A 16,085-nucleotide genomic window follows, 5' to 3' on the forward strand; every position below is an offset into this window, starting at 1 on the left:
ACTGGCGATTAATATGACACTAATTATAAACGTGACAACACCTGATGGAATAGTAATGGCCTCAGATAGTAGACAAACACAGAGAAATAATAAACAGATAACAAGAATATCAACAAACAGTGCATACAAACTATTTGAAGTAGATAATAGAATAATAATCGGAACAGCAGGATTAGCATTCTTTGCAGATAAAACAGGAATTCAAAAAAATGTGTCAACATATATTAAGGATTATTGTAATAAAACAGACCTTGAAAATTTAACAGTAGAGGATATAGCTGTAGGAATACATGAATATACAAATGATAACTATCCATGGGAACAACAATTAGATATGTCTGCACAACAACTAAAAATGGATGCAGAACGAAATGGAGCTGAAGTATTATCAATAGAAAAAATCAATGATTCAGTAGAATTCAGAATTAAACAGCCATCAGGAAAAATAGAAAAAGGTCATCTTAATATAGAACCAGTAAATCTACTGATTAGTGGATATAATAAAGATGGAACTTCAGAAACATATGAAATAAGATTTCCTGGAAGAATAGATAAAAAACGTGGAAATAATGAGTATGGAAGTACCTGGGTAGGACAAGGAGATCTTGTATCAAGGATGATTTTAGGATATGATGGAAAAATGCTAAATCTACCGTTATTCCAAAAAACATTATCAACAGTTCCACAAGAGGAAGTATTACGACAATTAAGAGGTATAGAATACAACATACCATGGGGATTACTAACATTACAGGATGGAGTAGACATCGCAGTATTTCTAATAAAAGCAACATCAATGATTCAAAGATATGCTGATGGAGTAAATATGGATAATGGAGACATACAAGGAGTAGGTGGACCAATAGATGTTGCAACAATAACGAAAGAGAATGGAATTCAATGGGTAAAACAAAAACAGATAACATACCCTGAATTCTGAACACAACACAAATTTCAATTACATCCTTTTTTTGAAAATTCTTTTATTTATTTGGTGAAATAATGGTAACAGGAAGCTTTACAATTAACAATGAGGAATATGATGGAGATTTTAACCTAGAATTAACACTAAATTCAGGACAAACAAGTCAACCACCATGGAATCATGAAGGTGACGTATACTCCGAAATATTACTAGTAGATGATACATTAGTATTAGTAGAAGTAACACAGCAAGATACAAACACGCCTTTAATTGTTAACTATTACAGTAAAGAAGAAGTGAATGAAGAACACATAAGAAGTACATTATTCTATATATTTGACCTAGAATACAATATAACAGAAGTATATGATTTTCTAGCAGATAATAATGAGTTAAGTGAGGTATATAGTTTTAACAAGGGATTAAGATTATATAAAGCTCAATTTCCATTTGAATGTATAATTTCCTCAATATGTTCAGCAAATAATTCTATAAAACGATGGACATCATCAATAATGCAAATAAAAGAAGCATATGGTAAAAAAGTAACAATCAATAATAAAAGTGGATATATCTTTCCAGATGAAGAGGTATTTGTTGACATACCAGAGGCAGACCTTAAAGAATATGGTGTAGGATACAGAAGTTCATACATGATAAACTCATCTAAAATGATATTATCCGATTCAGAATTCCATGATACATTAGATAAAATGAATTACAGCGATGCATATGATAAGGTAATAGAATTAGAAGGAGTAGGACCTAAAGTAGCAGATTGTATTTTATTATATGGTTATCATAAACGTGAAGCATACCCTGTTGATGTATGGATAAACAGAATAACTTCCTATTTATATTTTGATAGTAAAAGACAAGCTAATAATGTTATAGTGGATTTTGGACAAGAAAAGTTTGGACAATATGCCGGATATATACAGTTATATCTATTTAACTATGCAAGACTATCTGGATTAATGGAAAAGATTAAAAACATCTAAAATAAGAATTCCTAGAAATATGTTAGAAAATGTATTTTTAGGGAGGTGAAGGGTTAGAATGAATATTACATAAATTCTATTATTCTATCTATTTTTTTTATTATTTAAAATTTTATTTAATTTTATTCATCTGTAACTGTTACTTTTGTCATAACGTCACCTTGTCTAATTTTGTAGACAACATCCATACCATCAATTACTTGACCAAATACAGTATGTACTCCGTCGAGATGTGGTTGTGGGCTATGAGTTATGAAAAATTGACTTCCACCAGTATCTTTTCCTGCATGAGCCATGGATAAAGCACCAGTACCGTGTTTATGTGGGTTACCTTCGGTTTCACATTTAATTGTGTATCCAGGTCCACCGGTTCCATCTCCGTTAGGATCTCCACCTTGAATTACAAAGTCTGGTATTACTCTGTGGAATGTTAGACCATCATAAAATCCACTGTTTGCTAATTTTTCAAAGTTTGCTACTGTTCCAGGTGCTTCATTAGGATATAATTCTAATGTAATGTCACCTTTTTCTGTCTTTATAACGGCTTTTTTCATTATTTTCACCTACTTAATCTTATGTTATAAGGTATATAATAAACTCATTGTTTATAATAACTTAGCAACTAACTTCATCGTATCTACTTAAATGATAATATATATAGTTAATAGAATATAAAATATAAAATAGAATATTATATTTTTTAAAATCTTAATTTTCATTATATTAAATAACATAACACACTATTTGGAGGCTATTTTTTTGAATACACAAGAAGTTAAAGATACACTTGATACATATGTAATGCATACATATGGAAGATATGATTTAGTAATAGACCATGGACATGGTAGTAAAGTTTACGATAAAGAAGGTAATGAATACATAGACTGTGTAGCAGGAATAGCAGTAAACAGCATAGGACATACACACGAAAAAGTTGCAAAAGTGATAGCAGAACAAGCAAAAAAATTAATACACGTGTCAAACCTATACTACACTGAGGAACAAGCAAAATACGCAGAAAAAATCGTTAAAAAATCACCACATGATAAAGTATTCTTTGCTAACAGTGGAGCAGAAGCAAATGAAGGTGCAATAAAACTTGCACGTAAATACACAGGCAAAGGAGAAATCATAACAACAAATGGTTCATTCCACGGAAGAACTCTTGCAACATTAACAGCAACAGGACAAGACAAAGTTAAAAAAGGATTCGCACCACTACCATCAGGCTTTAAATACATAGATTACAACAACATAAAACAGGCAGAAGAAGCAATCACAGATGATACAGCAGCAATACTAGTAGAACCTATACAGGGAGAAAGTGGAGTAAGAGTACCTGATGATGATTACCTACCATCACTTAGAAAATTATGTGACGAAAAGAACATATTATTAATCTTCGATGAAGTACAAACCGGTTTTGGCCGTACTGGTAAATTCTTTGCATCAGAACTAACAAACACAGTACCAGACATAACAACCTGTGCTAAAGCAGTAGCAGGAGGTTTACCAATGGGATTAGTACTTGCAAACAAAGAAATTGCAGATGCATTTAATCCTGGAGACCATGCTTCTACATTTGGTGGAACAGCATTAGTATGTTCAGTAGCATCAGCAGTACTAGACATATACGATGAAGAAAACCTTGTTCAAAAATCACATGATAATGGTCAATACTTCATGGAAAAACTAGAATCTTTAAAAGAAAACCACGACTGTATCAATGAGGTACGGGGAAAAGGTTTAATGGTGGGTGTAGATATTAACTATGACTGTGGTGACTTAGTAGCTAAAGCTCAAGAAAAAGGAGTTCTTATAAATGTTACAAATGGTAACGTAATTAGATTTGTACCACCACTACTCATCACAAGAGAAGAATTAGATAAAGTTGTAGAAGTTATAGATGAAATATTACCATAAACTTCTTAACTCTTTTTTTTATATTACTATTTTTTACTTACTTTGTTATAGCTTCCCTAAAGAATTTAGGAATTAGCTTTCTATACATCTTATTTCTAAGTATTGTTTGTATATTCTTATCCAGAATATATGTGTCACAATGATCATTTTCTGCTCTCATACCACGACCATATGCCTGCATTAATGTCATAATTGTTTTATAAGCATACCATTGAGGGTCAATATTTTTTCTTTCATTTATCTGTTTATCACCAAGATAAGGGTAAGGTACCTTGTATATTACCTGGAATTGACATTTCTCGTAGGGTAAATCTACTCCCTCACTCATTGAAGGACTTACTAGTACATAAGGATTCTTTGATTTTTCAAATTCTGCTAGTACTTGTTCTCTAGTCTTAGGAGTGTGAGATAATATTCTCTGGTCACGAATATGCTCTGTAATGTATTGTTGACATTTATAACTATTAGTATGTATTAATCCCTTCTCGTCTCTATGTTTATCTAATATTTCTCTAAGTACAGGTATTGTTTTTGGTGCTGTATGCCATAATGCTCTTTTTGACATAGGTCCAACGAGTCTCATGTGTATTGGACGGTATTCCTTTTTAAATGGACTTTCACTTTTTATGTAGTATACTTCCTCAGGGTCTAATCCTAGCCATTTACAGAATAAATCCTTGTCAAGAATGGTTGCACTCATAAATAGAATCTTATCTGCATACTGGAATAATGTTTTTTCTGCATATTTATCTATTTTTAATGGTTTGAATGATACCATTTCACCCTCTGTTGATACAACCCAATTTTCGGAATCATTCTTGATGTTCTCTGTTATTTCTTTTATTTTTCTTTTTGTATGGTCTATTCTATCTCCTTTTTGTTTTGTCAGCATTGTTGTATTTATAGTATTATAGGAGTCGAATATTGCTTCTAGGAAGGCTATCCAATCTTTAACATCTGTATAGCTCATCATGTCACGGGGTATTGTTTCATTAATGTCTTTTTCTAGTTGTCTGCTGTAAATGTTTAGTTCAAGTTTGTGCATTATCTTATCTTCGATGTTATGTGCTTCATCCAGTACCATTAGGTTACGTTTCTGGAAGTGTTGTACGTAGTTTAATTCTAGATATGCGTAGTCATAGTTAAGTAGAGTCACTGGTTCTTGTATTGCTATTGCTTTTTGATTCCAATATGGACATTTTTCTGTTGATTTGAATGTGAATGGTGTAGTATAATAGTTGCTATGATCGTCTTTTCTTAAATCTTTCTGATGATTTGGTTCCATCTTTATACCATAAGGGCATGTGAATTCATCAGATGTTCTTATTGTTTGACATGTTCCCTGGTCACAAGTATTTAAAGACCCGCTATCTAAACAGGAAAAGTTGTTTCTTCCCTTCACTTGCGCATATCCAAATTCATCAGAATACTGTCTTTGTAATTGTTTTGTCATGGTTAATATGTATGCTGGCTGTAAGATTTGTCCAAGTGTTGCTGCGATAGCTGATTTTCCTGTACCCGTTCCTGCTTCTAGAATCACATAACGTTTTCCATCTTCAAAGGCATTAAGTATTTCTGTTATAAGTTCTAGCTGGTTATGTCTTGCTTCTTTGAATGGAAAGTTTTCTATTATTTCATCATCGATGTCAGGGTGTTGTCTTTGTAGTTCTTCTTTTTCTTCTGCGGAAGGTCTTTCAAGTAATGAGTTATGTTCATTATCCTTATCTGAACATATACACTTGGTTTTTATCATTCCACATTTTGGACAAAATATTGTATTCATATTATCATATCTTTATTTCATCTGTTTTTATTTTTTTCAATGTTTTCCATGCGATTCATATTTAATTTATTACTTTGTAGCCTTTTTTAAATATGGATTTAAAAATTATATATACTTAAACTTTTAAATTATTAGTATAAAGATATTCTATATTAGAAATTTAATTTTAATTGAATTTTTTAATAGAAACAGGAATTTATTAATTATTTTTTTTTTAAACATTAAAGGAACGATAACATGGCAATTGGAAAATTATATGGTATAGGAGTAGGTCCTGGAGACCCAGATTTATTAACAATAAAAGCAGCAAAAATCATCAAAAATACAGATATAATATTTGCACCTAAATCTAAGAATGGAAAGCCTAGTGTTGCATTAAATATAGCTCAGCAAATTATTGATGAAAGAGAGGAAGAGTGTGAAATATTACAGCCATTATTCCCAATGACCGAAGATAAGGATGAACTTGATAAATCATGGGATGAAGCAACAAACATGCTATATGAGAAATTAGCTACTGGACTAAACGCAGTATTTGTAACACTGGGTGACCCAACAGTATTCAGTACATTCTCATATATTTCAACAAGACTACAGGCAAAAGGCGTTGAAGTAGAAATTATTCCCGGTATAACATCATTCACCGCCTGTGCATCAAGAGCTGGAATACAGCTAACAGAACAAGATGATATAATGGCAGTTGTACCACAGGTAGATGAAAGATTAGCAAAAATATTACCATATGTAGATACTGTTGTTGCAATGAAAACATCCAGACATCTTGATGTTTTAGAAGATTGTATAAATAAAGATCCAAGAGAAAAAGAAATAGTATCAGTACAAAACTGTACAATGGATAATGAAAATATTGTACATGGATTTGTTGATAATAAGAAATACTTTTCAACCAGTATTATTAAATTTAAGAAATAATCTTCCTCTTTCATGTTCTTTTTTTAGGAGATTATTTATTTTTTCATTTATGAAGTTTAAGTGTTATCTTTTTTACTACTAGAAATAGTAAATTATAAACGAGAGTATTTACTAATATAATAATATTGTTCTAATAACAAGTTATTTTTCATATGCTCCAATAGTGTAGTCCGGCCAATCATTCGGGCCTCTCGAGCCTGAGACTCGGGTTCGAATCCCGATTGGAGCATTTAATTATTCTAAAAATTATTATACTATTTTTATGAAAGCTTATTTAATTTAAGTATTATTTTAAAAAAAAAGTTAGGTGATTAATAAGAGGTTTAAATTATTCCTCTTAGTATTTATAAAATCCTTCTCCGGCATTAACTCCAGTTTTACCAGCATCTATTTTTTCTTTGAGTTTTGCTGCTATTTTTCCTTCTGTTGTGTTAATGTCAGATGCTTTCGGATTCATTATTACAATGTTGTAAGCAGTAGTTAATCCTACAACATCAAGAATTCTGAATGGTCCTACTGGTGCACCTGTTGCTAGTACCCATGTTTTATCTATTGTTTCCGGGTCTGCTACATCATTTGCATATAATGCTTCTGCTGCAGAGAGGAATGGTACTAACATAGAGTTTAATATGTATCCTGCTTGTTCTTTCTTTAGTTTTAGTGGAACCATATTGATTGCTTCCGCAAATTCCACTACTTCATCATAATATTTCTGTTCTGTTTTTGGTTGACCCATTATTTCTGCAGTATTGTTTTTCCAGATTTCATTTGCAAAGTGAAGAGCTAAATATTTTTCTGGTCTTCCAGTGAAGTCTGCTAGTTGACTTGGCAGTAATGTTGATGAGTTTGTTGCTATTATTGTTTTTTCAGGGAGGTGTTTTGATAATTCTTCATAGAATGCTTTTTTCTGTTCTGGGTCTTCTGCGATTGCTTCTATTACTAAATCAGCATTTTTTCCAGCTTCTTCGTAGCTTGTTGTGAGTGTTAGATTTTCATAGCCTGATTCTACTTTGTTTTTTAATTCATCTATTTCATCGTCTGTTAGATTTTGTTTATCTGTGAATCCTCTACAGTATGCTTGAGGGTTTGTTTTCATTGCTTCTAGTGTTTCGAGGTATATGTTTTTTAGTCTGTCGATTTTTGGCTGTGCTCTTTCTATTGATCCTTCGCTTCTTAGCCATATTGTTACATTAAATCCGCTAAATGCTGTTTGAAATGCTATTTGACTACCGAGTACTCCTCCACCAGCTACTACTACGTTTTTTATATTCATAATATGCCTCCATTATAAATGTCATGTCCGTGTTTTTTTTTTTGAATATTTATTATTTTATTAAGATTATTATATATATTTATCATGAATAATTATGATAATTAATTTTATCTGTTCATGTAATTATCTAATGTTTTACAAAGATTAATCCAGCTAAAATGTTCATATATTGTTTTCTGAATTTTTTCAGGATTTTCTTTTATTTTATTCCAATTTTTAATAGTGTTTTTCAGTGTATTTTCTAATTGTTCTTTGTCATGTTCTATTATTTTTCCGTATCCTGTTTTTTCTATTATATCCGGTGATCCTCCTACATTTGTTGATATAATATAGTTTCCATGATATGCTGCTTCTAATGTGGATATTCCAAAGCTTTCCTTACTAGAAGTACAGCAATATATACTTGATTTAGCATATTCATTTGCAAGCACATGTTTTTCTGAAATATATCCCTTAAGTATGATTTTATCCTTTAATTCAGGATTATTGTTATAGAAATTATCTATAAAATCAGTCATATCCTCTTTTACTTCACCAATTAACACTACTTTCCAATCATTTAATTCAATATTACAAATAGCATTTAATAACAAGTCTATTGACTTATTTTTCTTTTCAATAGAACCAACATATAATATTGTTTTATTCTTATTATTTACATCAACATCAGTTTTAAGAATCCCATTTGGCAGATAAAGTAGTTTATTATTATCAATTAGATTACTACTTTCTAAAACATGATAATTCCTAATAGTTTCAATACTAACAACATCTATAAACTTAAACAAGATTTTAACTAATAATCTACGTACACATGGCTTGAAACCTTCACGTTTAACTAGAAAATCAATAAAATCATTATTAGCATCTAATTTTAGGTGTATGGTGCCCTTTTTGTTATGAAGTTTATATGTAAATACATACCATGGCAGAAGATTATATCTAAGATGATAGAATTCAATAAAATCAATATCACCTGCATTAGATCTGATATATCTAGTAACATCCCGTCTCTCATTTCCTGTATTTTCCAGATAATTGATTTCCAGGTTATCACTATTTAAAATATTCTCCATGTAGGTGTAGTTGTCATTATCATATGTTGTGATAATAGAATCATATTTCTCTGACAGCACATAGGGAATCATTCCAACATCTTTAGTTAGAATATAATTATATAATCCCGGAAATATACAGTTAAATTTCTTCAATTTAATTAAAACTCCTATTTATTCTTTGTAACAAAGTATTTCAACTTATTTTTTAATGTTATGTTAATTATTTTTCACCTAAAATAATCAGCGTTTAAAGTCGTCAAGTAATTTAAAATCAGCTTCTATAATTTCTTCATAGTCCTTATGCATTATAATTTCCACTTCATTTATTCCTTTATTTGTTTTCATATCTTGAAATCTATAATGGTATGAGTCCTAAGTTGACATATTAATTACAAAAATTAATTGTTTTATATTGATATTATATTAATCAAATAAATTATATATAATATATAACTAATATGCTATGGAGTAATAAAACATGTCTAATAATAAAAATTCAGGGGATAATTCAAAAGAGGATATTATTCAAAAAGGTAAATATGCTTTAATATTCATGGGTGGAGTAGCTGTAGGATTAGGACTAAAAAAAGTTGTTGATTCTCCAGAATTCCAAAATATTAAAGATAATGCAGCAGAGATGATAAATGATTATTTTAATCCTCAAGTAGAATACGTGAATGTAGATGATAATGACATTGTAGCTGATGAATCAGCATCTCAGAATCAAACAGAATAATTAGAGGGATTATTATTAATAATGGGAGAGTATCTATAGTACTGCTTAATTGGAATGGTGAAGAGGATACTGTAGAATGTTTAGAATCATTAAAAAGAATAGATTATTCTGATTATGATATTTATTTAGTAGATAATGATTCAAAAGAAAATTCTGTTAATTATATAAAAAATTACCTTGAACATGATGATTATTATTCATTTGATATCAAAACTAAAAATGATTTAGATAATTATTATAAACCAGCAGATATTGATGTTTTATTTATATTGAATGATGAAAACAGTGGATTTGCTGGTGGTAATAATGTTGCTCTTAATTATATTTCAGAAAAGAAGATTTCTGATTATATAGTATTATTAAATAATGATACAATAGTATCTAACGATTTTATTAATGGATTGCTTGATAAATTTAATGAATCTGATGATACAGGATTTGTTGGAATTAATCATTATTACTATGATAATAGAACTACTTTACAAACTGTTGGTGGAGGTAAAGTTGATCTTGTTCATGGTGAGGCAATGGCTATTACTAGTAAGGGTACTGTGCATGATTTTGATTTTATAACTGGTTCTTGCATATTAATGTCCCTGAATATTTTATTAGATGTTGGTCTAATGAGTGAGGATTTCTTCATGTATTGGGAGGATGTAGACTGGTCTACTATTGCACGTGAACATGGATATAAATTACGCGTATCAGACTATGGATATATATTTCACAAGGAAGGAGCATCAATAAAATCATTATCACGAATATATTACCATACACGTAATAGAATATTCTATATGAAACGTCATACTACTGGTTTAAAGTACTATAAATTCATTATATACATAATTCTATACGTACTAAAAGAATCTGTTACAAACATGACAAAAAATAGTAGCTATTCAAAAACACTATTAAAAGGGCTAAAAGATGGATTATTAAAAAATTAATAATCTAAAAATATATAAAATGATTTATAAAATAATAACTATTACACCAACCACAATTAATATGGATAAAAAGAGGATTGAAACATGACAGACAGAAAATTAAAGATTGCAGTTTTTCATAATCTACCATCTGGGGGAGCAAAAAGGTCACTATACACCTATATAGATTATCTAACACAACAAGGACACACAGTAGATGTATATATACCAAGAACAGCAAATGAAGATTACCTACCATTAGCACCTATAGCCAGCAACATGATAGAATATGATGTTCGTCCAAGTTTTATCAGAGAAAAAATCTATTCAATATTCAGTTATGTACCAGCAATAATCAAAAGAGTATCCGTAAATAATGTAATGAAAACAGAAAAACAAATAGCAGAGGACATCAATAACTCAGATTATGATATTGTTTACTGTGAACAAGACCAATACACGATGACACCAGTAATACTAAAATATCTAAAAAAACCAACAGTATACTACTGTCAACAGCCTATCAGAAAAGACAGAATACTAAAAGTTGTCAATGACCAAAAAGAAAAAGTAGGCATATTCAATAATCCAATAATCAAACCATTTGCACAATACTTTGTAAACTACATAGAATCCAGGGATTATGATAGGGACATGGCCTTTGCACAATATGGAGAAAATCTACTTGCAAATTCCTACTTCAGCCATGAATCAATACTCAAACAATATGGTAAAAACTCCTACGTATCCTATATTGGTGTGGATACAACAATGTTTAAGCCATTAAACCTTGAACGTGACAATTTCGTATTATCCGTGGGTACATGTATACCACCAAAAGGATTTGATTTTCTAATAAAATCAATAGCACACATACCAAAAGATAAAAGACCAGAATTAGTTGTTGTTGGAAATAGTAGTGATGAAGGATGGGTGAACTTCCTAAAAGAATTAGCAAGAAATAAAGATGTAGAATTAGATATTCTTACAATGATATCTGATGAAGATCTTATAAGATTATACAATAAAGCTAAGCTAGTAGTATACGCACCTTACCTTGAACCATTCGGTTATGTTCCATTAGAAGCAATGGCCTGTGGAACACCAGTAGTAGGTGTTAAAGAAGGTGGAGTTAGAGAATCAGTAAAACATAAAATAACAGGATTATTAGCTCCAAGAGATGAAAAATTATTTGCAGAAGCAATAGTTAAATTATCAGAAGACAAAGAATTATGGAATAAATGTTCAGTAAATGGAGTTAAATATGTACATTCATTCTGGACACTAGAACATGCAGGAGAGAGATTATTAAATCACCTGTACCGAGTACTTGAAAAAGAAAAAGATGATTAAAAATGACTAAGTCGACAAAGCCCTTGGTATCAATAATTTTACTAAATTGGAATGGTTATAAGGATACATTAGAAGCACTAGAATCATTATATCAAATTAATTATCCAAATTATAATGTTATAGTGGTAGATAATCATTCAACTAACGATTCCATAGATAAAATAGAGCAATATGCTAAGGGTAATATTAAATTTGAAACAGAATATACAATGTTTCATGAAGAAAATAAGCCAATTGAATTGATAGAATTAGCAGAAGATGAATTAGACCATGCTGTTGATTATACCTCAACAGAAGATCAAAAAAAATTATTACTCATTAAGAACTTTGAAAACTATGGTTTTGCAAAGGGTAATAACATAGCAATGGATTACACACTAAAATACGATAAACCCGATTATGTGTTACTATTGAATAATGATACAATAGTAGACCCTGATTTTCTTATTAATATGATTGATGTAGCACTAACAGATGGTAATATAGGTATTGTAGGTCCTAAATTCTATTATTATGAATATAATCAATCACACAATAATGTATGGTGTATAGGAAATGTAGTAGATTTAAAACATTATCCGGGCCATCATAGTATAATGGAAGAAGATAGTTATGATTTATCAAAGAATGTGATAGATTGTGATTGGGTTTCTGGTGCAGGTTTGTTAATTAAAAGCGAAGCAATACCTGAAGGTTATTTAGACACTAGTTTCTTCTTCGGATGTGAAGATGTTGATTTAGCAGTCACCGTAAGAAAGGAAGGCTATCGCATAGTATCTGTTATGGATTCTATCATATGGCATAAAGTTGGAATGTCTAGACATAAAAGTTCTACATTTCATACAGAATATAATCATGTGAAAACTAACCTACAATTTATTAAAAAATATAATAAAAATTATTATAAGGATTTACCAAGATATATCGGTCAGATATTTAAATTGTATGTCAGGGCGATTATTAATAAATTCTAATAACTCTTCTTTTCATTCATTCTCTTTTTAGTAGACGTAAATTGCTTTAAAAATCTATTTTTTAGGATATAATTTTAATAGTATTGTTGAATAAAAATAGTATTACATACTTCATATGGAGTCATGTTAATTATTTTACAATAAAATAAATTATCTTTGAAATGAATATAATAGATAATTTTAATAGGAGTTGTTAAGATTAAGAAAGTACTTATCTTAGTACTACTGACAATAGTATTAATAGGTATATCTGCAGTATCTGCAGAGGATAATAATCAAACATCTGCCTTAACAACAGGTAATAGTCAATCATTATCTTCAAGTACAGCGGATACTCAGAGTATATCATCAAATATAGCTGCAGAATCGGATAATCATGTGAGCTCACAGTCAAATTCTACAGTAACTAAGAAAAATACTTCAAGTATTCAAAAAACAACGAATAAATCAGTAAAACAATCAACACGAACTACATCCACTAAACACACTTCAACAATTACAGTGACAAACAAAACAATAAAATACGGTAATAGTGTGACTTTAGTAGCAACCGTTGCTGATAAAACATTGAATAGTTATGCTAAAAGTGGAAAAGTAGTATTTAAGGTAAATGGTAAAACAGTTGGTTCTACAACAGTATCCAATGGAAAAGCTTACTATACTTACAACTCAAAATCATTAAGTGTTAAAACATATACCATATCTGCAGTATATGGTGGTAATTCCACAATAACAAGTAGTAGAAATACAGGTTATCTTAAAGTAATAAAACAAGCATCTTCGATGAGTGTAAGTAATAAATCTGTTAATGCTGGATCATCAGTACAACTAGTAGCTACAATCGTCAATAGCCAAACTAATGCTTATATTACTGGTGGAAAAGTAGCATTTAAGATTAATGGTAAAACAGTAGGTTATGGAACTGTAAGTAATGGTAAAGCATATTATACATACAGTACTAAATCATTGGGTGCAAAATCATATAAAATAACTGCAACATATTCAGGTAATAATAAATATCAATCAACAACTGGCTCAGGGACATTAAAGGTTACTTCTGTCTCTTTCACATACTCACAGGTTAAAAATGCTGCAGTATATGTTAGAAATCAACTAGAATCTAACCATATGATTAAAACAGTAACGGTAGGAAGTACTACAATGGGAATTGAAGATTTCTTACCAATAATGATAAATATGGTTAATAATGTTAAAAACAAGAAAAGCTCAAGTAAGGTTGCATACCAGAATTATAATTCAATATCATCACAGACTGATACAATGTCTACAACAACATTGTATTTATCACAGATGATAACTGTAGGAAATTCAGTGTTAACATTTTATAAAAATAATAATCGTCCGCCTACATATGTCACAGTAAATGGAAAGAAATTTGGATATTATAATATTATTTACTCTTATAGTAAGATATTAGATGTATCTACGACTTCATACTTGCCTGCAACAACAAAGGTATATAATTGGAATTCAATACATCCAACAGTTGTAACGGCTAGAGCAATATATATTTCATCAGATAATATATATTCAAACACTAAGGATAAGGCATTTGTAAAGCAGATAAAATCATTACTTGAAGCTAAAGGATTTAAAGTATATACTTTAGGCATTGGTCCGAATACACATAATACTGCAATATGGTCTGGTTCATTACCAGATAATGCAGTTCAATTATCATTATTTGGTGGAGCTGATGCTGGAGTAATATATGATGTATGTACAAGAAGCTATATGAGAACAAAAGCTAATCGGTTAGTCTTCTTTGCATTCAATGCTAATACTGCTAAAAATATTACTGGATTAAGTTGGCTTGAAAGAGCACACGATGATAACTATAGTCCAAGTAGTTTTAAAGGTATAGCAAATCCGGATACATATCTTAAAAACCATGGATACGACTATATGTATTATACTAGTGCGTCACAAATAGTAACTGCATTAATAAAATACATTAGTTAAAACTCAAGAAAAAGTATTTTTCATTTTTTCTTCTTTTTTTTATAAAAATAGTTAATTATTAGGAATTTAATTCTAATTTTATAAAATATAATTATTTATTTATTACAGATTCTATTGTTTCAGTAAATGCATTGACCATGTTAGAATACTGAAACTTATTTTCAATAATTATTCTAGAATTCTTACCCATTATTTCCTCTGTAGTGTCATCACTAATAATTTGATACATTGCTGAATATAATTCATCACTATTTCTTTCTGGAACAATAAATCCATTATCTTTTATCATATCCGGGGCTGCTCCAACAGCAGTTGTAGCAATTACTGGATTACCATAATACATTGCTTCATTTAATACGAAAACCCATGGATCACCCATACCCTCATTAATAGAAGGTATAACAACAAGATTGCTCTGTTGATAATAACTCTTCAATTGGTTATTATCTATTTTACCAGTAAATGTAACATTATCTATGTTATTATCACGCACATATTCTTTTAAAGTATCTTCTTCTGGGCCAGAACCAATAATAATTAATTCAATATTATTTATTTGTCTTTTTAATTTAGAATATGCCTTAATTAGATAATCTACACCTTTACGTGGAATAAGACGTCCAACATATAATATTTTTTTATTATCATGACTTCTTTTAATGTTCTCATCATATCCAGAAATATTACTTACATTAGGCATTATATGAATATTATCTGATAATACACCGAGTTTGGTGAAGTATTCTTTATGAAGTGTTCCAGGTACAAGTATAGCGTCGGAGTGGGTTGTTATATACTTTATAACACGATTTAATATCTTTTCTTTGAAAGTGTTTTCTCTTTCCCAATCCCAATCTTCACGCCATATTATGAATGGTTTATTTTTTATCCGGGTCATCAGATGTAACATAATTGTTTCAATAAGTTCCTGAGCAGTGTCCCAGCTTCCTCCAACTACTACATCATAATTTCCTCCTGCTTTTTTAAAAAGTCCCTTACAAAATCCATGAGTATTAGGTAGTATGGTATAATTCACACCTTCAAGACCTTCTATTTCATTGTTTATATTGTTGTCATAGATGTCTTTTATAACATTAATGTGTGTGAACACCAAATCTAAATCATAGATTTCGGATACTTTCTTGAAGAAAGGTAGCCTGTACCACATCGCTGTATTATGCGTAAATAGTATTTTTGTCTTGTGTGACATAGTT

General features: G+C 30.0%; 14 protein-coding genes and 1 tRNA gene. 10 read left to right on the forward strand and 5 right to left on the reverse strand.

What is annotated here, in order from left to right:
• The first annotated feature begins 13 nt into the window (after positions 1-13).
• Positions 14-940 carry an Ntn hydrolase family protein gene (locus tag OTK55_RS03045; protein ID WP_274870519.1) on the forward strand — a complete coding sequence of 309 codons (927 nt, stop codon included), beginning with the start codon at positions 14-16 and terminating at the stop codon, positions 938-940.
• Positions 941-1,002: 62 nt separating this feature from the next.
• Positions 1,003-1,926, forward strand: coding sequence for a DNA glycosylase (locus OTK55_RS03050; protein WP_274870520.1), 924 nt, complete (start codon positions 1,003-1,005; stop codon positions 1,924-1,926).
• Between the two features lie 122 nt (positions 1,927-2,048).
• On the opposite strand, the gene OTK55_RS03055 is transcribed toward OTK55_RS03050, so the two are convergent.
• Complete coding sequence (locus tag OTK55_RS03055) at positions 2,049-2,480, reverse strand: peptidylprolyl isomerase (protein ID WP_274870522.1); 432 nt, start codon at positions 2,478-2,480, stop codon at positions 2,049-2,051.
• Between the two features lie 205 nt (positions 2,481-2,685).
• Here OTK55_RS03055 and OTK55_RS03060 point away from each other — a divergent pair, with 205 nt between their 5' ends.
• Complete coding sequence (locus tag OTK55_RS03060) at positions 2,686-3,852, forward strand: aspartate aminotransferase family protein (protein ID WP_274870524.1); 1,167 nt, start codon at positions 2,686-2,688, stop codon at positions 3,850-3,852.
• 37 nt (positions 3,853-3,889) lie between these two features.
• On the opposite strand, the gene OTK55_RS03065 is transcribed toward OTK55_RS03060, so the two are convergent.
• A complete protein-coding gene (locus OTK55_RS03065; protein ID WP_274870526.1) occupies positions 3,890-5,635 on the reverse strand; it encodes a helicase C-terminal domain-containing protein in 1,746 nt (581 codons plus the stop codon).
• A gap of 237 nt (positions 5,636-5,872) precedes the next feature.
• Here OTK55_RS03065 and cobI point away from each other — a divergent pair, with 237 nt between their 5' ends.
• Complete coding sequence (gene cobI / locus OTK55_RS03070; RefSeq protein ID WP_274870527.1) at positions 5,873-6,568, forward strand: precorrin-2 C(20)-methyltransferase; 696 nt, start codon at positions 5,873-5,875, stop codon at positions 6,566-6,568.
• A 154-nt stretch (positions 6,569-6,722) separates the two neighbouring features.
• Positions 6,723-6,797 (forward strand) — tRNA-Glu (locus OTK55_RS03075).
• Positions 6,798-6,905: 108 nt separating this feature from the next.
• Here OTK55_RS03075 and OTK55_RS03080 read toward each other — a convergent pair.
• Positions 6,906-7,841, reverse strand: a complete 936-nt coding sequence (locus OTK55_RS03080; RefSeq protein ID WP_274870528.1) for a 3-hydroxyacyl-CoA dehydrogenase — start codon at positions 7,839-7,841, stop codon at positions 6,906-6,908.
• A gap of 107 nt (positions 7,842-7,948) precedes the next feature.
• The gene (locus OTK55_RS03085; RefSeq protein ID WP_274870530.1) at positions 7,949-9,052 is read right to left on the reverse strand and encodes a glycosyltransferase; all 1,104 of its coding nucleotides are present in this window, start codon (positions 9,050-9,052) and stop codon (positions 7,949-7,951) included.
• Between the two features lie 325 nt (positions 9,053-9,377).
• Here OTK55_RS03085 and OTK55_RS03090 point away from each other — a divergent pair, with 325 nt between their 5' ends.
• From OTK55_RS03090 to OTK55_RS03110, 5 genes are all read left to right on the forward strand, one after another.
• Complete coding sequence (locus tag OTK55_RS03090) at positions 9,378-9,635, forward strand: hypothetical protein (RefSeq protein ID WP_274870531.1); 258 nt, start codon at positions 9,378-9,380, stop codon at positions 9,633-9,635.
• A gap of 41 nt (positions 9,636-9,676) precedes the next feature.
• Positions 9,677-10,582, forward strand: a complete 906-nt coding sequence (locus OTK55_RS03095; RefSeq protein WP_407652433.1) for a glycosyltransferase family 2 protein — start codon at positions 9,677-9,679, stop codon at positions 10,580-10,582.
• Positions 10,583-10,666: 84 nt separating this feature from the next.
• Positions 10,667-11,914, forward strand: a complete 1,248-nt coding sequence (locus tag OTK55_RS03100) for a glycosyltransferase family 4 protein (protein WP_274870532.1) — start codon at positions 10,667-10,669, stop codon at positions 11,912-11,914.
• 2 nt (positions 11,915-11,916) lie between these two features.
• Positions 11,917-12,888, forward strand: coding sequence for a glycosyltransferase family 2 protein (locus OTK55_RS03105; protein ID WP_274870534.1), 972 nt, complete (start codon positions 11,917-11,919; stop codon positions 12,886-12,888).
• 378 nt (positions 12,889-13,266) lie between these two features.
• Positions 13,267-14,871 carry an Ig-like domain-containing protein gene (locus OTK55_RS03110; RefSeq protein WP_274870535.1) on the forward strand — a complete coding sequence of 535 codons (1,605 nt, stop codon included), beginning with the start codon at positions 13,267-13,269 and terminating at the stop codon, positions 14,869-14,871.
• 91 nt (positions 14,872-14,962) lie between these two features.
• Here OTK55_RS03110 and OTK55_RS03115 read toward each other — a convergent pair whose 3' ends face one another.
• The gene (locus OTK55_RS03115; protein WP_274870536.1) at positions 14,963-16,081 is read right to left on the reverse strand and encodes a glycosyltransferase family 4 protein; all 1,119 of its coding nucleotides are present in this window, start codon (positions 16,079-16,081) and stop codon (positions 14,963-14,965) included.
• Positions 16,082-16,085: the final 4 nt, after the last annotated feature.

Origin of the sequence: Candidatus Methanosphaera massiliense (assembly GCF_028890305.1) — an archaeon.
GTDB lineage: Archaea > Methanobacteriota > Methanobacteria > Methanobacteriales > Methanobacteriaceae > Methanosphaera > Methanosphaera massiliense.